The following is a 20223-nucleotide window of genomic DNA, read 5'->3' on the forward strand; positions in this document are numbered from 1 at the left end:
AGAAAGAAGCTGAATTCGTTTGGGAAGACATATCCGACCTAAAAAAAGCCACCGATTCAGATTGTTTGGCATTGGCGCATGTTTTTTAGTGATCGCCGTAGCTTCTTATAGTGTCGGCCGTACTTTATTAAATCAGCCAACTAAATCGTCTGATGCTACTGCAAGATCAAGTCAGTCGTCGACAACGAAAGCAACGAGGACAACATCAAGTAGTACAATGTCTTCAATGACAAGTAGTATCCAAGCGACAACGACAACGACAACGACAACGAGCTCAGCGAGCGAACCGCGTGAAGAATTAGCTGTAAGTAATTTAGAAGCCAATGCAAGTCATGTTTACTACGGTGTTTATTATTTTAATAGTGGAAAAGAGCTATCCAGCAACAACTCAGCTCCCACGATTTCAGCAAGTGTCATTAAAGTGTTCGTGATGGAATATGCTTTGACCCAAGCTGATCCCAACGAAGTAGTAGACGGCAAGTCAGTGACTGATTGGCTGCTGCCGATGATCCAGCAAAGTGATAACGCCGCGGCCAATACACTGATCAGCCATTTTGGAATTGAAACATTGAATCAATTTTTCCAAACTCAAGGGTATCAGGATACTCGTTTAGAACGTTTGATGTTGGATAACGACGCTCGAGCACAAGGCAAAGAAAATTATACCTCGTTGAATGATTGTATGAATTTTTTGAAACGTCTTTATCAACAACGAACAACAGAGCCCTACGCTACGATGCTAGAAATCATGGAAGGGCAAACGCTTCGTACCAAAATCCCTAGCAAACTCTCAACGGATATCGTTGTAGCGAATAAAACAGGCGAGTTGGACAATGCTGAAAATGATATCGGCTTAGTTCTTACCAAAGACAATCCATTCGCACTCGTGGTCTTAACTCAAAATTTTACCAATACGGAAGCGATTCGTTCTGCTATCGGAGATGTTGCGTTATCAGCTGCAACTCTTAAATAAAAAAATCCTATCACTATTTAGTGGTAGGATTTTTTGCTAGTCAGAGACCGTTTTCAATGATACCCTTTTCATAGAATAATTAAATGAAATGGAGTGTTGTAACCCAATGGAAAAAGCAACTTTTTTGGATCAAATCAAGGATGGATTGATCGTTTCTTGTCAGGCTTTGCCAGGCGAACCTTTATACACAGAAAAAGGCGGGATCATGCCACTGCTAGCTTTGGCTGCTAAAGAAGGCGGTGCTAAAGCAATCCGAGCGAATTCCGTTCGGGATATCAAAGAGATCAAAGCACTGGTAGATCTGCCAATAATTGGATTGATCAAAAAACAATACCCACCAGAAGCACCCTTCATTACGGCAACGATGCAAGAAATCGACGAACTAGTCGCTTGTGAGGTCGAAGTGATCGCCCTTGATTGTACGTTGCGAAAACGCCATGACGGCCAAACGATCAGCCAATTTATCAAACAAATCAAAAATAACTACCCCAATCAATTATTGATGGCAGACATCGCTACCCTAGAAGAAGGCAAAAATGCTTATGCAGCTGGTGTGGATTTTGTTGGGACGACTTTGAGCGGTTATACACCTGAAAGTGCCGATCGGACTACAAAAGGTCCCGATTTTGAGCTGATGAAGAAATTAGTTGCACTCGATATTCCTGTGATTGCCGAAGGTCAGATCCAAACACCAGAACAAGCCAAACAAGCACAAAAACTTGGTGTTAGCGGTATCGTAGTCGGTGGTGCGATCACTAGACCAAAAGAAATCACGGAGCGATTTATTAAGGGCTTGAACTAGCGAATTGTAATAAATTATTAAAAATAAAATTTTAGCCTAAAAAAATAATTAATTTCTATTATACTTTTTGGAATGAATGTCCTACAATAGAACAGGTCATAGTGAATCATAAGCGCCTTTTCATGATTTTTTCAGTAAAAAAGTGTTAGGGTAGACCAGATTAGTTTAGTAGGAGTGGGAATATGAGTATTGCAATGGTATCGAAAATTCTTTCGATTATTGTGTTGAATTTAGTTTTAAGTGGGGATAATGCCGTCGTTATCGCATTAGCTACCCGGAAATTACCCGATGTATCACGAAATAAAGCAATCATTATTGGGACTGCTGGAGCAGTGGTGTTGCGGATAATCCTAATGTTGATCGCCGTAGAATTATTGACGATTCCTTATGTCAAAATCGTTGGTAGCGTCTTATTGTTTTATATCGCCTATGATCTATTACGTTCAAATGGTGAGGAAGCCAATGTCAAAAGTGAAACGACCTTCTTTTCAGCGGTGCGCACGATCATTATCGCCGATCTAGTCATGAGTTTGGATAATGTTTTAGCGATCGCAGGAGTCGCTGACGGACATTTCTTATTAGCTGTTTTTGGTTTAGTCATTAGTATTCCGATCGTAGTCTTTGGCAGTCAAATGATCTTGAAATTGATGGATCGCTTCCCATTCTTGATTTGGATTGGGGCATTATTGATTGCTTACACAGCCGGTTCGATGTTTGTTGAAGATGAGTTTATCCATCATGTATTACGCAGTCTCAGCAGCGGACACATCGTATCGATTGCTTCATGTGTATTGCTAGCAGCGATTTACTTTTTATTTAATCGTAAAGAATCATAATTAAAATTCGAAAAAACTGTCGCAGAATTGCGGCAGTTTTTTTATTTGGAAAAGTTTGAATCCACAATAGTAACTTGATCAATCAATAAAACAAAAAATATTGTGAATTAATCTACATTGTGAGAACGATTCTCTTTTAGAAGTATTGTGAGTAAAAAAAGCTTTCGTTATACTAAAGTTGATTATGAAAAGGGTTACATTCTTTTGGAAATCTGGAGGTGGAAAAATGGTTCGAATATGAAAATGACGATCTGTCCACTTAGAGGTTCTAAGGACTGTTTTTCCCTTCTGGAAAGATACTTCAACAGATGTGAATGGATGAATTTCTTTTTAGAAGAATTAATCGAAAAAGAAAGGATTGGAATACATGGATGTAAAGACAAGTTTACCGGAGATTTTTGATGATTTTGGCGAGGCACGCAGACAAGGATTTTTAGCAGTCAAAGAGATCAAAGAAAAAGGCGTACCAGTCGTAGGTGTGTATTGTACTTTTATGCCGGAAGAGTTGGTACTAGCAGGTGAGGCGATCCAAATCAGTTTGTGTTCGACTTCCGATGAGACGATTCCTGATGCTGAGGAAGACCTGCCTCGCAATCTTTGTCCGCTGATCAAATCTAGTTATGGCTTTGGCAAAACCGATAAATGTCCGTATTTTTATTTTTCTGATTTAGTGGTTGGCGAGACGACTTGCGACGGCAAAAAGAAAATGTATGAATACATGGAAGAATTCAAAGAGACCTATCTGATGCATCTGCCTCATACGCGTACGAGTGAAGCCAGTAAGCAATTATGGTACAGCGAGATGGTCCGTTTTAAAGAAAAATTGGAAGACTTTTTACATGTCGAGATCACGGATGAGAAAATTCGAGCGGCAATCAAACTGAAAAATCGTGAGCGTCAAGCAAAGCAGAATTTTTATCGTCTGGGTCAATTGAATCCGCCAGGGATCAGCGGGCAAGAAATTTTCAAAGTGATGTATGGTTCACAGTATAAATTTGATAAGGAAGAAGTCATCCAGATGTTAGAAGAAACAACTGCTAGAGTCAAAGAAGACTATGCGGCAGGTAAACGTCTGGATACCAAACCAAGAATCTTAGTGACGGGCTCTCCGATGGGAGGTGTGACTGAAAAAGTGATCCGTGCGATCGAAGAAAATGGCGGTATCGTCGTGGCCTATGAGAACTGTACAGTGGCAAAAGCGGTTGAGCGCTTGGTGGATGAAGAAGAAGCCGATGTGTATCAAGCATTGACGGATAAATATATCAATATCGGCTGTGCCTGTATGGCAAACAATCAACCGCGGAAAGATTTATTAGGCCAAATGATTGATGACTATCAAGTCGATGGCGTGATCGATATGGTTTTACAAAACTGCATTCCTTTTTCGGTCGAATCGTTAAAAATCAAACGCTTCTTGAATGAAGAAAAAAATATTCCCTATCTGTATTTAGAAACAGATTACTCGACGGCTGATATCGAGCAGATCAATACACGAGTAACTGCCTTTATTGAAATGTTGGAAGAAGAGCTTTTATGTACACGATAGGCTTAGATTCAGGATCGACTACAACCAAAGGAGTGCTTTTTTCAGCGGATCAGCTTGTCGATCGCTATTTGATCCCTACCGCCGGCAATCCTAGAGGGGCGATGACTGAAGTCGTGGACTATTTTTAAAGACCGGCATGGATTATCCCAAGTGAAGTTAGTGACTACCGGCTATGGTCGAAAATTGATCCCAGCTGATCTAGTCGTCACTGAGATCACTTGTCATGGCAAAGGGGCGGAATACCTTTTTCCTGGAGTGACTCAAGTCATCGATATCGGCGGGCAAGATTGTAAAACGATCCAATTAAATGGCAAAGGCAGTGTGACTGAATTCAGTATGAATGATCGTTGTGCAGCTGGAACAGGGCGTTTTGTAGAAGTAATGATGCGAACACTAGGGGAAGAGATCGCTGATTTAGATACCTTTGTCCAAGCAGCAACACCGATCACGATCAATAGCATGTGCACTGTTTTCGCGGAATCAGAAGTTATCAGTTTGATTTCAAAAGGGGAAGAACGGGAAGATATCGCACTAGGTGTCCTACATTCGATTGCACAACGAATCAGTAGTCAATATTCAAAATTACGACCAAAACATGGAGAAACAATTTTATTTACGGGCGGTTTATCAAAAAGTACAGCTTTTTCTGAAGTACTGGCGAACTACGTTTTAGCCCCTGTCCAAACAGATGAGCTGTCCCAGTTTGCGGGAGCTATCGGTGCTGCTCAGATCGGAATCAAAAAATTGTAGCAAAAAAGACCGTCCTATATTTTAGGGCGGTCTTTTCACGTGAGTAAAATTAAAGAGATGCTAGGGAAGATAAGGTCTTACAAAGGCATCATTTTTCGGTCTTGTTTCAGCGATGGCAATTTGTTCAATGATTTGCTGCAAGGTGATTTGGGTCATCTCAGCTTCGACTGATGCTTGCAAGCGAGTATAAGTCGAAGTTAAAACAGCTTGAATATTCGCCCCTACGACACAATCGGGATTGGTCTTGGAATCGACTTGGATCAGATTAGTATTGCCTTCGATACTTTGATAAATATCAAATAGGGTGATTTCATTTGGCGTTTTCGCAAGTGACGGTTTTGCTTTTCCCGTTTGGGTAACGATCAAATTGGCTTTTTTTAAATGACTCATGATTTTCCGGACATTGGCAGCGTTGGTTTCAACACTGCTGGCGATCATTTCACTGGATAAGTAAGTGGTGTCTTTAAATATTTCTATGTAAGCAAGGATATGGATCGCATCACTGAATTGAATAGAATATTTCATCGGAACAGCGCCTTTCAGTTTTTTTACTTGACTAATACTACCATACTGTTTATTGTAAAGGTGTAATTTATAATTGTACAGCAAAAAATTCAATCATTAAAATAGAGGAGTGGTTATAAGATGACCTATTTAGTAACAGGAGCAAATGGTAGTTTTGGTGGACTTGCATTAGATTTTTTAAAAGAATTCGTTCCGCAAGATGAAATTTATGCATTAGTACGCAGTGAAGAAAAAGGGGCCGCTTTGAAAAAAGCTGGTTTTAATGTGAAAATCGGCGATTATGCAGATCGCACATCTATGAAAGAAGCGTTGAGCGGAATTGATCGACTATTATTTGTTTCAGGAGCACCGGGTAATCGTCAAGCAGAGCATGAAAATGTTGTGAGCGCAGCTAAAGAAGCTGGAGTTTCTTATATCGCTTATACAAGTATCGCAAATGCGAAAGACTCAAAAAGTTCTTTAGCCCCCGATCATATTTTTACTGAAAAAGTTATCGCAGAATCAGGAATCGCACATACGTTTTTGCGAAATAACTGGTATCTAGAAAATGAAATGCCGATCATTGGTAGTGCATTGGCTAGCGGAAAATTTGTCTACGCTGCTGAAGAAGGTAAGACAGGTTGGGCATTAAGAAGAGAATACGCTGAAGTAGCCGCCAAAGCCGTGGCAGGAACTGAGTATCCTGAGATTTTAGAATTATCCGGTGAACCGATCACGTATGCTGCACTAGGTGAAGCTTTAAAGGAAGCAACTGGTAAAGATATCGAAATCGTAGCTTCTTCTGATCAAATATTCGTGGATAGCTTGGCCGCTGCTGGGTTGCCGCAGTCCGTGGCTGAGATGTTTTTGACTTTCCAACAAGATATCAAAGCAGGGCATTTAGATGTTTCATCAGCTGATTTTGAAAAAGCTTTAGGTCGACCTTTAACCAGCCATGTAGAAGCACTAAAAGAATTATTAAAATAAATAGAAATGAAAAAAGTCCTGGATCAACTGATCTAGGACTTTTTTGTCGATTTGATAAAGATAAGTCACTCTGTCGTACTTGAAGAATGTCTTAATTGTCTAATGGCTAGCGTAGCTGCCGGCAAATAAAGAAATAAAAGCGAGGCACGTTGCCAAAAACCACGGGTGGTCGTTAGTAGATCACCGATCACTGGTAAATAATACGCCGCAAATAAAATCAAAGTAATAACCGCGATTACTAAACAAATAAGATAAAATCCGGCCAGACCTTTCTTTCCTTTTAGTGAGGATTCATAGGCCAATAATAACGGAACGAACATCATTGCGACCATGGCGATCCCTGAAAAAGCAGCATGTAAAAAATAGGCAGGGCTGAAAAAATTCGCTGATTCTCTGATATGAACAATGCCAGTCAAAATACAGTCTCCAAAACCATAAAGTGCAATCGCGCCAGTCAAGATTTGAGCCATCCGCTTTGATTCAGCCGCAAAAAAAGAATAAACACCGAGACTTCCTAAAATAAATAAGGACCCAGTAAGAACTGAACCGTGATTGAAAGTTGATTGAACAGGACTGCTTGCTTCACCTAGTTGACTGATCAACATCGTCATTTGATCAAAACCAGGATAATCTGGACCTAGAAAATAGGGAAGCGAAAAATCACCGATGACTGCTAGAAGTAAAAGCAGCGGCGGGATTTTTTTAATGATCGTCATAAAAAGCTCCTTCAATTGTTTCTTTTATCATACGTCAGATTTAAGAAAACCGCGAGTCAGAGCGATTAAGAGAAAAATACCTAGCAGAATCTCTGCTAGGTATTTTTTATAATTCAAGTAAGATCGTCATGAGCGCGAAACCTTCTTCAGCTAGTGCGCCAAAAAATAAAATCAAGCTGTCGATGAATAGCACACTCATGTTCACCCCAAACATCACGGCTAATTTCTCCAGACTATCTTTGATTTTTTTCTCTTTAAAATAAATAGAGAAAAGATAAAGATTGACCAAAGCCATCAAAATAGTTGAGAGAATCATCGCAGTTTTCATAAGTGTACCCCTTCACTTGGTTAAAAGTAATCGTTTTTTATACTGTTATTATACCCTAACCTTAATAAGAAAAAAGCGTTTTAATGAAAAAGTGTTTTTTTCACAAAAAGCATTTAAAATCGTCCAAAGCGAGTAAACATTTATCTTTAGTTGAAAAAAGTGCCTGACTTTTGCCCACACGTCCATTATACTGTAAAACAGCTGACAAATGAAAGGAGTGGGACGCATGGATTTTGCGACCGCCGATTTTGATTATTATCAAAGAACGATCCGCAACATGTACCAAAAATATTATTGGAAACGAATCAGCTTATGTGCTGCAGCATTATTGATTATTGCTGCTTACAGCTTTTTTTTCGAAGATCATTTTTTATTGAATCTTTTAATGATCGCTATTTTAGCCGGAGGATTGATCTACTTGATCATCCAACAACGTAAATTTCCTGAGATCTATCAAGCATTTCTAGCTATGAATCAACCGGAAGCAGAAATTGTTCAGATCGAAGAAACAGAGTATAGTTATCAAGTAATGGATCATGACAAAGTAGCTATCAGCAAGAAAAATGTCCGCAATCTGCCGTCAAACAATAAACGCTATACGATGATGGTTGGTTTCTCAAAAGCTTTCTTTGCGAACGAGCCTTTACAGATCGTTTATTACGATATATTAGAGTTGACTTATGAAGAGAAGTTTCGCTTGAAGCGCAACGGCTATAGTTCAATGCCGCGTTTTTTACGTCGTTTTACTTGGGGAAATTTAAAAGCCAGTGCTGGCAATGCTGTCAGTTTTATTTTCGGTAATCTGTTTCTTTTATTTATTTTATTCCGTTTGCTGCGTTATCTATGGTCATTTCTTCAAATGTTTCTTTAGAAAATTTCACCTGATTGATCGACGTATTTAGTTTTTTTATGTCCATTTTCTTTTTAGAAAGATCGATTAAGCAAAAACGAATGAGAAAAAGCTTTTTTAGATTAAGGTTATTTTAAAAAGTAGCTGAAATTAATTTATTGACTTCTCATTTTTAAAGTGCTAAATTTAAGCCAATCAATTAAGGAGGTCAGAACTCATGACAAACAACATGACAGTGATGAACAATCAAACAGTTAAATCAGCGTGTTGTTGTATGATGCAAAAAAACATCATACCGTTTTGTCATGCCTATTAACTGTTCTGGACTCGTTTAAATGAACTTTATTTTTAACGATTGCAAGAGGTACAGCTTTAATAGCTTGTACCTCTTTTTTGTATTTAAATCTGTCCTAATGAAGAAGGAGGAGTTGCCATGTGTTGTCGCAGCGCTCTTGAAAGACTTTAAAATCGAACTGATCGATGAAAAATTTTTGGATAAACCTAAAAAATAGGAGGAAACAACTATGAATTTATCAACAAAATTGATCCACGGTGGTATCAGCGAAGACCCATTGACAGGTGCAGTGAATGTTCCAATCTATCAAACATCAACCTATCGTCAAAAGAAACTTAGGCAACCAGGTGATTTTGAATATTCTCGTTCTGGTAATCCGACGCGTCTCGCATTAGAAGAATTGATCGCTGAACTCGAAGGCGGCGTGAAAGGTTTTGCTTTTGCCTCAGGCCTTGCCGCGATTCATGCGACCTTATCGATTTTTAAACCAGGTGATCATTTGATTCTGGGAGACGATGTTTACGGCGGAACTTTCCGTTTGATGGATAAAGTCTTTAAACCTTTGGGATTAAGTTATACAATGGTGGATAGTCGAGATATCTCTGCTCTTGAAAGTGTCGTAACGGATCAAACCAAAGCTTTACTTTTGGAAACACCAAGCAACCCGTTATTGAAAATCATCGATATCGAAAAAAGTGCCGCTTGGGCTAAAGAACATGACTTGTTGACGATCGTCGATAATACGTTTGCGACCCCATATCTACAACAACCGTTGGCACTTGGTGCAGACATCGTTGTTCACAGCGGAACCAAATATCTAGGTGGTCACAGTGATTTGGTAGCAGGCGTTGCCACGACGAACAATGAGGAATTGGCTGAACAGATCGGCTTCTTCCAAAATTCGATCGGTGGGGTCTTAGGACCACAAGATAGTTGGTTGTTACACCGCGGGATCAAAACACTAGGCGTCCGAATGGAAGCTCATCAAAAAAATGCCGCTGAAATCGCGAGCTTTTTAGTCGACAATCCCTTGGTAGCAAAGGTATACTATCCAGGTTTGAGTGATCATCCCGGACATGAAATCGCCGCAAAACAAATGCGTGGTTTTGGCGGTATGGTGGCCTTTGAATTAGCGGATGAAAGTACCGTCGCTTCATTCGTTGAATCATTGGAAGTCATTACGTTAGCCGAAAGTTTGGGTGGTGTTGAGAGTTTGATCGAAGTACCAGCTGTGATGACGCATGCATCGATTCCAAAAGACAAGCGGGAAATTTCCGGAATCAAAGATGGTTTGATACGATTATCAGTAGGAATAGAAGATATTGAAGATTTAAAAAATGATTTGCAACAAGCGTTGGAGGGAAAGTAGAAAAATGAAAAAATCACTTATTGCCGTTGCTAGTATTTTAGCAGTAGGAGTCTTGTTTTTAGCAGGCTGCCAATCAAAATCAGATGACAGCAGCGATTCAAGCTCGAAAAAAGTTTTAAGAGTCGGGACAGAAGGTACGTATTCACCATTTTCTTATCGTGATGAAAACGATAAATTAACTGGTTTTGACGTAGATGTAGCCAAAGCTGTCGCAAAAAAAATGGACTATGAAGTTAAATTCGTAGAAGCACCATGGGATTCAATGTTAGCTGCTTTTGATGCAAAGAAAACAGATGTCGTGTTCAACCAAGTATCGATCACTGACGAACGTAAAGAAAAATATTTGTTCAGTACACCTTACTCTGTCTCTCATCCAGCATTGATCGTCAACAAAGATAATGACGACATCAAAGATTTTTCTGATTTGAAAGGGAAAACTGCAGCTCAATCATTGACAAGTAACTATGCTCAAATGGCAGAGGACTTAGGCGCAGATATTTCTAGTGTCGATGGTTTCAGTAAAGCCGTTGAATTAGTCGGAGACAATCGTGCTGCTGCAACCTTGAATGATGATGTTACTTACTATGATTACTTGAAACAAAAACCAAATGCACCAATCAAAATCGTAAAAACATCAGATGAATCAACAGAAGTGGCTGCGATGTTCCATAAAGATGATAAAGACTTAGCAGATAAAGTCGACAAAGCAATCAAAGAATTAAAAGAAGATGGTACATTGACGAAATTATCTGAGAAATATTTCGATAAAGATATCACTAAATAGGTATATCTCCTTTACCTCTTGTCGCTATGCGGCAGGAGGTAAAAAGGTATAGTCTGGAAATGTTGTTGATAAAGATAATCGACAGCTTATTATGAACGAGGGGTAAACAACATGGAACGAATACTTGATATTATTCAAAGCTCAGCATTGCCATTATTTTGGGCGCTGATCAAAATGACGATCCCATTGACCTTGATCTCTTTTGCACTAGGGATGATTTTAGCATTGGTCACGGCTTTGGCTCGAATCTCTAAAAATCGCTTGATCAACGGGATCTTTTTTATTTACGTTTGGATTTTCCGCGGGACACCGTTACTTGTCCAACTATTTATTGTCTTCTTCGGATTGCCATCTGTCGGGATCCAAATGGATGCTTGGACAGCAGCAATCTTGACTTTTTCATTGAACACAGGTGCATATGCTTCGGAAAACATCCGCTCAGCATTATTAGCGATTCCTCAAGGACAATATGAATCCGCTGCGTCACTTGGCATGAGTCGCTGGCAGATTTTATACCGCATCATTGCACCGCAAGCCTTTAAAATTGCCTTGCCACCATTGTCAAATAACTTTGTCAGCTTAGTAAAAGATACCTCATTAGCTGCCAGCATCACGATCGTAGAAATTTTTATGACGGCTCAAAGAATCGCCGCTCGTACATACGAACCGTTACTGCTTTATTGTATGGTCGCTGTGTATTACTTGATTTTCTGTACTCTTTTAAATTATCTACAATCTGTACTTGAAAAACGGATGGTTTATTAGGAGGAGGAACAGACAATGTTAACAATTGAAAATTTAAATAAAACATTTGATGGCAATCATGTATTGAAAGACATCAACCTAACCTTCCAACCAGGTGAAACAACTGTGATCTTAGGACCATCTGGATCTGGAAAAAGTACCTTATTGCGTTCAATAGATCTATTAGAAACACCCGATAGCGGAACAATCACGATCGGTGACGATAAATTGACGTTTCCGCAAAAAATCGCCTTTTCTCAATTAAAAAAATACCGCGGACATTTTAGTATCGTGTTCCAAGCGTATAATCTTTTCCCACATTTTACGGTCATTCAAAATGTGATGGAAGGACCGACTCAAGTCAAAAAAGTTTCAAAAGAACAAGCTCGGATTCAAGCAGAAAGTTTGTTGAAACAAGTTGGTTTATCCGATAAAGCGAAAGAACGTCCAAGCCAATTATCTGGTGGACAGATGCAACGGGTTGCGATTGCACGAGCACTAGCGATGGAACCAGAATTTATGCTTTACGATGAACCTACGAGTGCATTAGATCCTGAGTTGGCACAAGAAGTGTTATTAGTCATCAAAAAATTGGCCGAAACAGGAAATGGCCAAATCGTCGTGACGCACCATGTTGAGTTTGCACGAAAAGTTGCTGATCGAATCGTCTTTTTAGAAGATGGCGAGATCACCTTTGATGGCGATACCCAATCATTCTTTACGAGTGAGAATCCACGTATCAAACGCTACTTGCAACAATTATTATAAGAAAAAGGATGTACGACCATTTTGTCGCACATCCTTTTTTTGTTGATTTAGTTTTTATTTGTTTCAATCGTTCCTTTAGGTTGTTGGATTTTGACGATAATCAATTTTGTGATTTCCATCAAGACAACAGCTATTACTGCTAAGCCAAGTGCCATGCTGATATCGTTGATTGTAAATGTTGCCGGGATAGCAAAGACTTCTCTTAATCCAGGTAATAGTGTCAAGCTGAATAATCCAGCACACACCACTACTGCTAACGTGACCATTTTATTACTGAAGAAACCAGCTTGGAACGACGTTTGAGTATTTGAACGCGCCGCAAAGGTCTGTAACGTCCGGCTTAAAATCAAGGTTGAAAAGGCCATTGCTACACCGATCTCAGCTGATTGTTGGTTACCGATCCATTGAGCTGTGATCACGGCAGCTGCAATCAAGATTCCGCGATAGGTCACAGAGGTCAATGTCTTACCAGTAAAGATCCCGCTGTTAGGGTCACGAGGCTGGCGTTGCATGATCGTTGGCTCGGCCTTTTCCATTCCTAAAGCGATCGCTGGCAACGAGTCATTGACTAAGTTGATGAACAACAATTGTAACGCTGTAAATGGATTCGCCCAACCAACTACTAAGGCAAAGATGATCGAGATGATCGCACCTAAGTTGCCAGCGAAGAGGTAAGCGACCGCTTTTTTGATATTATCAAAGACATTTCGTCCGACTTCGACGGCTTTGATGATCGAAGCGAAGTTGTCGTCCGTCAAGACCATCGAAGCAGCATCTTTAGCTACGTCTGTTCCAGTTCCCATGGCGATCCCGATATCCGCTTGTTTTAAGGCTGGCGCATCATTGACTCCATCACCAGTCATTGCTGAGATTCGGCCTTTATCTTGCCATGCACGAACGATTCTGATTTTGTTTTCAGGTGAGACACGAGCGTAAACTGTCGTGTCTTCTAATTGTTCCGTTAATTCGGTTTCTGTTAAACGATCCAATTCAGCCCCAGTCAACGCTTGATCCCCGGGTTGGAAAATCCCGATCTCTTTGGCGATCGCGACCGCAGTCGTTTTGTGGTCACCGGTGATCATGATTGTTTGGATACCCGCTGAATTCGCATCGGCAACGGCTTGGAAAACTTCTTCTCGCGGCGGATCGATCATCGCCATCAAACCAACAAGGACCAATTCTTCTTCATCTGCTAAAGTGATCTCTGTAGTTGAAACTATTTTATAAGCAAAGGCTAAGACACGCAACGCGCGCTCTGAGAAAGCTTCATTTTGCTTTTGAAATTGCGCTTTGATTTCTGGTGTCATAGGAACGATCTGGTCATTCAATAGGACTTTAGTACTGCGTTCAAAGACAACATCGGGTCCGCCTTTTGTCAGCATCATTTTTTTCTGATCGATCGTGTGTAAGGTCGACATCAATTTACGATCAGAATCAAACGGCAATTCATTTTCACGAGGATATTTCTTACGCAGTTCACGATACGATTGGTTTTGTTTTTCACTAAAATCGATCAATGCGATCTCCGTTGGATCACCTAGCTTTGTGCCATCTTCACTGATCGAAGCATCGTTAGCTAAAACACTGATTTCAACTAAACGCTGTTCGTCTTTGTCCCAATCCATTGGATCATTTGGGAATTCACCAACTTGACCATTCGCTAAATAATGATCAACGATCGTCATTTTGTTTTGAGTAAGCGTTCCAGTTTTATCGGTACAGATCACGCTAGTAGAACCAAGCGTTTCAACTGCTGGTAATTTCCGGATGATCGCATGCTGTTTAGCCATTTTCTTTGTTCCTAATGATAAAACGATCGTCACGATCGATTGTAATGCTTCCGGGATCGCAGCTACCGCCACCGCTACCGCGAACATAAAGGCATTGACGATATCTTGAGTCATATCCGTAGAACCATCTAAGAAGATTCTTAGTAATTGAACACCTAAGATAATCAGTGACAAGATCAAGATCGCAATACTCAATTTTTTACTAAAGCTATCTAAGCCACGTTGTAATGGTGTTTTTTGTTCAGTCGTTGATTCTAATAAGCCAGCGACTTGACCAATTTCTGTTTCATTTCCAGTGGCAGTGACTAAGAATTTTCCACGACCATAAGTGACGATCGTACCGCTGAAGACCATGTTGATCCGATCGCCTACAGGAGCTTCATTGGTTAAAGTCGTTAATTCTTTTTCTGCCGGCGTTGATTCTCCGGTCAGCATACCTTCATCGATTTTCAATGAACCCGCTTCTAGTAAACGGCCATCCGCAGGGACGTAATCGCCTGCTTCTAAAATCACGATATCACCTACGACAATATCTTTTGCTGGAATACTTTGCTCTTGACCGCCACGCAAAACGCTGGCATCAGGTGCGGATAGTTTTTTCAACGCATCCAATGAGCCTTCTGCTTTTTTTGTTTGAATGACACTGACAACAGAGTTTAATAATAAGACCGCAAAAATTACTAATGATTCTACATGAGCACCCATTACCATTTGGACGATCGCTACAATCAGTAAAACGACAACCATCGCATCTTTAAATGTGTCTAAGAAGAGCGCAAGAGTCGATTTTTTCTTTGCTTCTTTTAATTGGTTGGGACCATTTTCCTGCAGCCGTTGCTGCGCTTCCGTCTGGTTCAAGCCTTCTGGCGCGGTATGTAGTTCTTGCATCAATTCAGGTGTTGCTTTTTGATAAGTTGTTTTTGTCAATTTGGATCCTCCAATTTTTTTATTCACTTGAGTTGGTCATTTTTCGACAAAAAAAGACCTAAGGCAAGTGTTCACACTTGTCTTAGGTCTCACCATTTCATACGATACCAGAAAACCATCACTGGTTGACTTACTGTTGACATCGCAACAACAATGTTGCCGATTACTCCCCTAAGGTGTTATTAATATATTTAAAGAATAACGAAATTAAATAAAAAATGCAAGATAAAAACGCAAAATATTTCAATAAAATAGTTGAATGTAGCTAAAATAGCGTCAAATCAAACCGGTTTAATCCTTTTATTTTTTATTAAGTTGTTATTTTCCAGCGACGATCGTTTTGATGGTACTTGCATCCAAACCTTTTAAGACTTGGATCACCATTTCTCTAGCCGCATCAAAATCAGCAATGCTGAACATAGTTTGGTGCGTATGGATATAACGTCCGCAAACACCGATAACGGTACTTGGGATTCCTTGATTTGCGGTGTGTGCTGCGCCAGCATCGGTACCGCCTTTAGAAACAAAGTATTGATAAGGAATATGATGCGTCGCAGCCGTATCTAATAAATATTCCCGCAAACGAGGCAGTAAGATCATACCAGGGTCTTGGATCCGCAATAATGTTCCTTCGCCTAAATGGCCAAAGGTCCCGTTGGTTGTGGTTAGGTCATCTGCTGCTGAACAGTCGACTGCGAAAAATAAATCGGGATCAAATTTAGTAACGGCTGGTTTTGCTCCGCGCAGTCCAACTTCTTCTTGCACATTCGCACCAGCAATCAAAGTGTAATCAAGGGTTTCTTTTTGCAAAGCTTCCAAAGCTTCTAAAACGACTGTACAACCATAACGGTTATCCCAAGCTTTGCTGATGATATTTTTTCCGTTTGCTGTTTTAACAGTTTCGGTTTGTGGGACGATCGTATCACCGGGTAGGACACCAAAAGCCAATGCTTCTTCTTTTGATTCAAAACCGGCATCAAATAAAATGTCTTCTACTTTCACTTGCCCTTGGCCGCTTGTACCTCGCAATAAATGCGGTGGGACAGAAGAGGAAATACAAGGGTAATTTCCGTTGGCTGTTTTTAATGTAAAGCGTTGAGCCGAAACGACGTATGGGTTCCAGCCGCCTAAAGGAACAACTTTGAATAGGCCGCGCGGAGTGATCTCAGTCAGCATAAAACCAACTTCGTCCATATGAGCTGCCACCATGACACGCGGTTTGTCAGCTGCCGCATGTCGCAAACCAAAGATTCCACCCAATCCATCTTGTTGGACATCATCGACTAAAGGGGTGATCGCTGTGCGCATATAGCTGCGAATATCTTCTTCAAAGCCACTTGTGCCTTGTAATTCGGTCAATTCTTTGATCCGTTGAAATGTTTTTTCTTCCATCTAGGTCATCTCCTAATTTCTACTGAATACCGTTTCCATTATAAACGTTTGGTACTTGAAAATAAATCAATTCGAAAACTAGCGATTGCTGATTGTCTTTTTCATGGGCTGAACCAAACGTTTTTTCGGTGATCGCATCTACTTGCTCCGCAAGAAAGTCTAAAGCAAAATAATCATGGAAAAAGCTTTTTGTGACCCGTTCCGTTTTTGTATATTCAAAACACTTCGTTTGAAAAACGATCTGTTCTTCTTCCAAATAGTGTTTATAGCGTTGATTCAAAAAGAGGTCCGGATTCTTTTCTTCAAAAGGCGAGAAAAGCTGGTCTTCATCTTTGATAACGCGCAGGAGCAATACCCATTTGCGGCTAGCCCGACAACAGGCTAGCAGGTCGTCTTTTGTCTGCAACACCGGATTCATTGCTGAAAAAACAAGATCGTAGGGCTGATTATTGTTAGTTAGAAAAATGGTTTGTTCTTGTTGGACCAGGGTTACATTTTTAGCCGCTTTAGCAGCGGCGATTTTTAGCATCTCCGCTGAAATATCGACCAAAGTGTATTTTGCAGTAAGTGATTGGAATGCCTCTAAATATCGTCCTGTTCCACCAGCTAAATCTAAAAATGTCGCGCAAGGCAGTATGTTTTGTTGAATCAAGAATTCAGCCAGATCGTCAGCAATCGGAAAGCTGGATTCTTGTTGGATCTCTTCGTATTCTTCAGCAAACTCATCCCAAAAAGCCTGCCATTCATTTAGCTCGTTTGTCATAGAATGCCTCTTTCTATTAGTAGTATTTGTTTAGTATACAATGGAAAAACAGGGAAAGGGCATCAAATGATCGATTTGTTGAGTGACGTCCAAAGATGGTAAACAAAAAGAAAAACAGATAGGAGCTCAGCTATGGATATTAGACAAAACTAAGCAGCAGAACTTATGCCATTTTTAGAAGCCGTCTTTCAGCAACAAGATAATCTGCACTTTGCAAATGAAGTGCCGCAAGCAAATGAAAAAACGATTGCTTTGGGCGCTTGGGATCAAGGGAAGCTAATTGGCGCGGTCATTGGCAAACGCCAATACGACACTTTGCATATTTCATTGCTAGGGGTAGACTTGGATAAACAAGTTAGTGGTATCGATTCTGCTTTGATGCAGGCGATGGAGGTACAAGCAGTCCAAGAAAAGATCCACACCATCACGTTGACGACGAAAGCTTACCAAGCGCTAGGATTCTATTTAAAACAAGGCTATCATGTTTTTGGTGAAATCGCGGATGTTCCGATGGTAGGAACAACTAAATACTATCTAGCTAAAAAAATAAGAAGCTAAATCAAAAGTAGAAAATACTTTTGATTTAGCTTTCTTAAATAAAAAATGATGACTAGCAGTCAAAATTTTTACTAGTTTTTTTAACATGACACCTTGCAAATAAGGTGTATTTCAACTTTTAAAAATAGTAATATTGCACGATCATGATAACGATCAGCACCACGATACCGGGTAAATAATTCGAGACACGGATCTTGGTCAATTTCATGACATTTAGGCCGATCGCTAAAATCATCAACCCGCCGATTGCACTGATTTCATTCATCAACATATCCAATAATTCTTTAGGCAGATAACGTACGATGATACTCGCAAAAATCGTGATCGCACCTTGATAGATTAGGACCGGAAAGGCTGAGAACAAGACGCCGATGCCAAGAGATGCAGTCAGCATGATCGACATAAAGCCATCCATGACTGATTTCGTGAACAGTGTTTGGTGACTACCCGTCACACCACTTTGGATCGCACCAATGATTCCCATGGAACCAATCAAATAGATCAGTGTTGCTGTCACAAAACCTTCAGCAAAATTACTATTGCCTCGTGCAAAGCGGTTTTCTAAAAATAATCCTAGCCGTGTCATCGAATCCTCGATTTTCAAAAATTCTCCGATCATCCCGCCGATACAAATACTGATGATAATGATAATAAACGAACTTGCTTGCAGCGACATTTGGATCGCAAGCGCAATTACGCCTAATGCGATTCCTTTGGTTACAGTATCTTTGGTTTGTTCGGTGATATTTCTTAATATAACTCCCGCAAAACTTCCTGCAATAATGGCAAGACAATTCACCACCGACCCTAACAACATAGTCCCACACCCGTTTCTATTAGTTTGATTAAAATTAAATGGAATAATGTTTAGAACTCATCTTAACATGCTGAAGTCACTTTTTGAATAGTCAAAAGGGGAATTAAAGTAAAAGCATCTAACTTGTCATAAAACAAAGAAAATAAAAAAGCTGAGACAAAATATATTTGTCTCAACCTTTAATTATTCAGCAATTTTTTCGCGTTCACGTTTAGCCAACATCGGCATGATGAAACCTAAACCGATCAAAACAACGATGCCCACGATATTGATGATCAGCTCATGCCAGAACAGACTAGAGCCGTAGGGAGCATCTTGGGGCAAGACACCAAATAGTGTCGCGATGATCGTAACGACCAAGCACCAACCGCCCACAAAAACAGCCATCCGATCATTTTTGATAAAGACATAATCTGATTGGAATTTGCGGCTATCTAAACGAATTTTGATAAAGGCATAGAATATCCAGCAAGTCACACCTGGAGAGATAATCCCATTTAGATTCAATAACCAGTTAAAAATATCATTCATTTCCGGTAAGAAAACCCCTAATAATAAGATAAATGCACTCAAAGCGGTGGTTAAGATATACCCGTTGATCGGTAGACCATCGGAATTCAATTTGGTTAATTTTTTCGGCATAAACTGTTTGCCTGTATCAGAGATCAACATCCGAGTCATAGCATCCAATAAAACAGCCAAAAGAGCACACATGTAGATAATTTGTGTGACCGCAAAAACATACATCAATGAATTTCCTAGATGGAAAAATTCACCTAAGCGTTGGAAAGCATAGTAAGAACCGTTCATTTTCAAATTATTTGGTAAATGATGCGCATTGAAGAAGACACCGAGTGAGAATGAACCAAAGACGGTCAAAAAGATCGTCATAACCGTCAACATGATCATTGCTTTAGGAAATTCTCGTTGCGGTTTGCGCATCCGAGTGACAAAAGGAGCCACTAGCTCAGCACCGTTGATAGCGTAGATCAGTAAACCAATCGTCGTTAGATAATGCAGATTGAACTTAGGAATGATTGCTCCGAGGTTCATTGGCTGTGTTTCAATATGACCGTTTGGCATAAATAATGAAGCGAAGGTCATAAAGACAAATAATAAGGCCATGACAAACATCGCACCGCCGCCAATCGTACTCAAGACTTCTAACGATTTTTTGAACCGGCGTTGTAAGAAAATAAACGCTAAAAAGACACAGAACGTCAATAAGGCAAACATCGAATTCGACATCGTGTCTTCCAACGAATCATTGCCATTGAATAACCAGCCAAAACCGACAACTACCGCATTGGCTGTGTCAACAACATAAGGAATCGATGCTGCCCAATACGTCCAAGCAGTAAAGTAACCTAAACGGTCGCCACTAGTTCCTCGTACCCAGGAAGTCAACCCGCCACCTTCATGATTGAAGACGGAACCTAATTGACCAACCATCAATGAATAAGGAATCACATATAATAGCAATAGAATAATCCAAGAAGTGATAACACCTAAACCTTGGTTGGCAAAATTATAAATAATATCATCAAAACCGATAACAGTAACAAACGACATCATGGCAAGCACAGGCCATGAGATAAAACTTTTCTTTTCCTCGATCATTTAGCAAGCTCCTATTTCGTAATATAATAAAGTATTTATTTTTGTACGCAAAAATTATACATAAAAAATAAATGTAAAAGTTTAATAAAATAGAGCAAATGATG

General features: G+C 40.0%; 21 protein-coding genes. 13 read left to right on the forward strand and 8 right to left on the reverse strand.

Going from position 1 to position 20223, the window contains the following annotated elements:
- The first annotated feature begins 19 nt into the window (after positions 1 to 19).
- The 6 genes from ACKTSC_RS00295 to ACKTSC_RS00320 all read left to right on the forward strand — a co-directional run bounded on the left by ACKTSC_RS00295 (position 20) and on the right by ACKTSC_RS00320 (position 4907).
- The gene (locus ACKTSC_RS00295) at positions 20 to 973 is read left to right on the forward strand and encodes a serine hydrolase (protein ID WP_407856521.1); all 954 of its coding nucleotides are present in this window, start codon (positions 20 to 22) and stop codon (positions 971 to 973) included.
- Between the two features lie 106 nt (positions 974 to 1079).
- A complete protein-coding gene (locus tag ACKTSC_RS00300) occupies positions 1080 to 1775 on the forward strand; it encodes an N-acetylmannosamine-6-phosphate 2-epimerase (protein WP_407856522.1) in 696 nt (231 codons plus the stop codon).
- A 182-nt stretch (positions 1776 to 1957) separates the two neighbouring features.
- Complete coding sequence (locus ACKTSC_RS00305) at positions 1958 to 2611, forward strand: TerC family protein (RefSeq protein ID WP_407856523.1); 654 nt, start codon at positions 1958 to 1960, stop codon at positions 2609 to 2611.
- Positions 2612 to 2978: 367 nt separating this feature from the next.
- Positions 2979 to 4157 carry a double-cubane-cluster-containing anaerobic reductase gene (locus tag ACKTSC_RS00310; RefSeq protein WP_407856524.1) on the forward strand — a complete coding sequence of 393 codons (1179 nt, stop codon included), beginning with the start codon at positions 2979 to 2981 and terminating at the stop codon, positions 4155 to 4157.
- On the forward strand, positions 4145 to 4285 hold the full coding sequence (locus tag ACKTSC_RS00315; protein ID WP_407856525.1) for a hypothetical protein: 141 nt from the start codon (positions 4145 to 4147) through the stop codon (positions 4283 to 4285). Before ACKTSC_RS00310 ends, ACKTSC_RS00315 begins: the two co-directional genes overlap by 13 nt.
- Positions 4286 to 4307: 22 nt before the next feature.
- Positions 4308 to 4907 (forward strand): acyl-CoA dehydratase activase, encoded by a 600-nt coding sequence (locus tag ACKTSC_RS00320; protein ID WP_407856526.1) that lies wholly within the window; start codon positions 4308 to 4310, stop codon positions 4905 to 4907.
- 60 nt (positions 4908 to 4967) lie between these two features.
- On the opposite strand, the gene ACKTSC_RS00325 is transcribed toward ACKTSC_RS00320, so the two are convergent.
- Positions 4968 to 5432 carry an Rrf2 family transcriptional regulator gene (locus ACKTSC_RS00325; protein ID WP_407856527.1) on the reverse strand — a complete coding sequence of 155 codons (465 nt, stop codon included), beginning with the start codon at positions 5430 to 5432 and terminating at the stop codon, positions 4968 to 4970.
- A 120-nt stretch (positions 5433 to 5552) separates the two neighbouring features.
- Between ACKTSC_RS00325 and ACKTSC_RS00330 the strand changes: the two genes are divergently transcribed.
- Positions 5553 to 6398, forward strand: coding sequence for an SDR family oxidoreductase (locus tag ACKTSC_RS00330; RefSeq protein WP_332654464.1), 846 nt, complete (start codon positions 5553 to 5555; stop codon positions 6396 to 6398).
- Between the two features lie 65 nt (positions 6399 to 6463).
- Here ACKTSC_RS00330 and ACKTSC_RS00335 read toward each other — a convergent pair whose 3' ends face one another.
- Together ACKTSC_RS00335 and ACKTSC_RS00340 are read right to left on the reverse strand one after the other, a co-directional pair.
- The gene (locus ACKTSC_RS00335) at positions 6464 to 7114 is read right to left on the reverse strand and encodes a DUF998 domain-containing protein (RefSeq protein WP_407856528.1); all 651 of its coding nucleotides are present in this window, start codon (positions 7112 to 7114) and stop codon (positions 6464 to 6466) included.
- Positions 7115 to 7220: 106 nt separating this feature from the next.
- On the reverse strand, positions 7221 to 7442 hold the full coding sequence (locus ACKTSC_RS00340; protein WP_332581624.1) for a hypothetical protein: 222 nt from the start codon (positions 7440 to 7442) through the stop codon (positions 7221 to 7223).
- A gap of 226 nt (positions 7443 to 7668) precedes the next feature.
- On the opposite strand from ACKTSC_RS00340, the gene ACKTSC_RS00345 reads away from it, so the two are divergent.
- The 5 genes from ACKTSC_RS00345 to ACKTSC_RS00365 all read left to right on the forward strand — a co-directional run bounded on the left by ACKTSC_RS00345 (position 7669) and on the right by ACKTSC_RS00365 (position 12252).
- Positions 7669 to 8313: a hypothetical protein gene (locus tag ACKTSC_RS00345; RefSeq protein WP_407856529.1), complete on the forward strand. Its 645-nt coding sequence runs from the start codon at positions 7669 to 7671 to the stop codon at positions 8311 to 8313.
- A gap of 503 nt (positions 8314 to 8816) precedes the next feature.
- Positions 8817 to 9956 carry a cystathionine gamma-synthase gene (locus tag ACKTSC_RS00350; protein ID WP_407856530.1) on the forward strand — a complete coding sequence of 380 codons (1140 nt, stop codon included), beginning with the start codon at positions 8817 to 8819 and terminating at the stop codon, positions 9954 to 9956.
- Positions 9957 to 9960: 4 nt separating this feature from the next.
- Positions 9961 to 10740: an amino acid ABC transporter substrate-binding protein gene (locus ACKTSC_RS00355; RefSeq protein WP_407856531.1), complete on the forward strand. Its 780-nt coding sequence runs from the start codon at positions 9961 to 9963 to the stop codon at positions 10738 to 10740.
- A gap of 111 nt (positions 10741 to 10851) precedes the next feature.
- On the forward strand, positions 10852 to 11505 hold the full coding sequence (locus tag ACKTSC_RS00360; RefSeq protein WP_332581438.1) for an amino acid ABC transporter permease: 654 nt from the start codon (positions 10852 to 10854) through the stop codon (positions 11503 to 11505).
- A gap of 15 nt (positions 11506 to 11520) precedes the next feature.
- Entirely contained in the window at positions 11521 to 12252 is a 732-nt protein-coding gene (locus ACKTSC_RS00365) for an amino acid ABC transporter ATP-binding protein (RefSeq protein ID WP_332581439.1), read from the forward strand.
- Between the two features lie 47 nt (positions 12253 to 12299).
- On the opposite strand, the gene ACKTSC_RS00370 is transcribed toward ACKTSC_RS00365, so the two are convergent.
- The 3 genes from ACKTSC_RS00370 to ACKTSC_RS00380 all read right to left on the reverse strand — a co-directional run bounded on the left by ACKTSC_RS00370 (position 12300) and on the right by ACKTSC_RS00380 (position 17124).
- Complete coding sequence (locus ACKTSC_RS00370) at positions 12300 to 14969, reverse strand: cation-translocating P-type ATPase (protein ID WP_407856532.1); 2670 nt, start codon at positions 14967 to 14969, stop codon at positions 12300 to 12302.
- Between the two features lie 318 nt (positions 14970 to 15287).
- The gene (pepA, locus tag ACKTSC_RS00375) at positions 15288 to 16361 is read right to left on the reverse strand and encodes a glutamyl aminopeptidase (RefSeq protein WP_332581441.1); all 1074 of its coding nucleotides are present in this window, start codon (positions 16359 to 16361) and stop codon (positions 15288 to 15290) included.
- A gap of 19 nt (positions 16362 to 16380) precedes the next feature.
- On the reverse strand, positions 16381 to 17124 hold the full coding sequence (locus tag ACKTSC_RS00380; protein ID WP_407856533.1) for a methyltransferase domain-containing protein: 744 nt from the start codon (positions 17122 to 17124) through the stop codon (positions 16381 to 16383).
- Positions 17125 to 17289: 165 nt separating this feature from the next.
- On the opposite strand from ACKTSC_RS00380, the gene ACKTSC_RS00385 reads away from it, so the two are divergent.
- Positions 17290 to 17682: a GNAT family N-acetyltransferase gene (locus tag ACKTSC_RS00385; protein WP_407856534.1), complete on the forward strand. Its 393-nt coding sequence runs from the start codon at positions 17290 to 17292 to the stop codon at positions 17680 to 17682.
- 118 nt (positions 17683 to 17800) lie between these two features.
- On the opposite strand, the gene ACKTSC_RS00390 is transcribed toward ACKTSC_RS00385, so the two are convergent.
- Positions 17801 to 18499: a DUF554 domain-containing protein gene (locus tag ACKTSC_RS00390; protein ID WP_332581444.1), complete on the reverse strand. Its 699-nt coding sequence runs from the start codon at positions 18497 to 18499 to the stop codon at positions 17801 to 17803.
- Between the two features lie 183 nt (positions 18500 to 18682).
- The gene (locus ACKTSC_RS00395; protein WP_407856535.1) at positions 18683 to 20119 is read right to left on the reverse strand and encodes an amino acid permease; all 1437 of its coding nucleotides are present in this window, start codon (positions 20117 to 20119) and stop codon (positions 18683 to 18685) included.
- Positions 20120 to 20223: the final 104 nt, after the last annotated feature.

The sequence above is a fragment of the Enterococcus hailinensis genome, from assembly GCF_045862035.1.
GTDB classification, from domain to species: domain Bacteria; phylum Bacillota; class Bacilli; order Lactobacillales; family Enterococcaceae; genus Enterococcus_A; species Enterococcus_A hailinensis.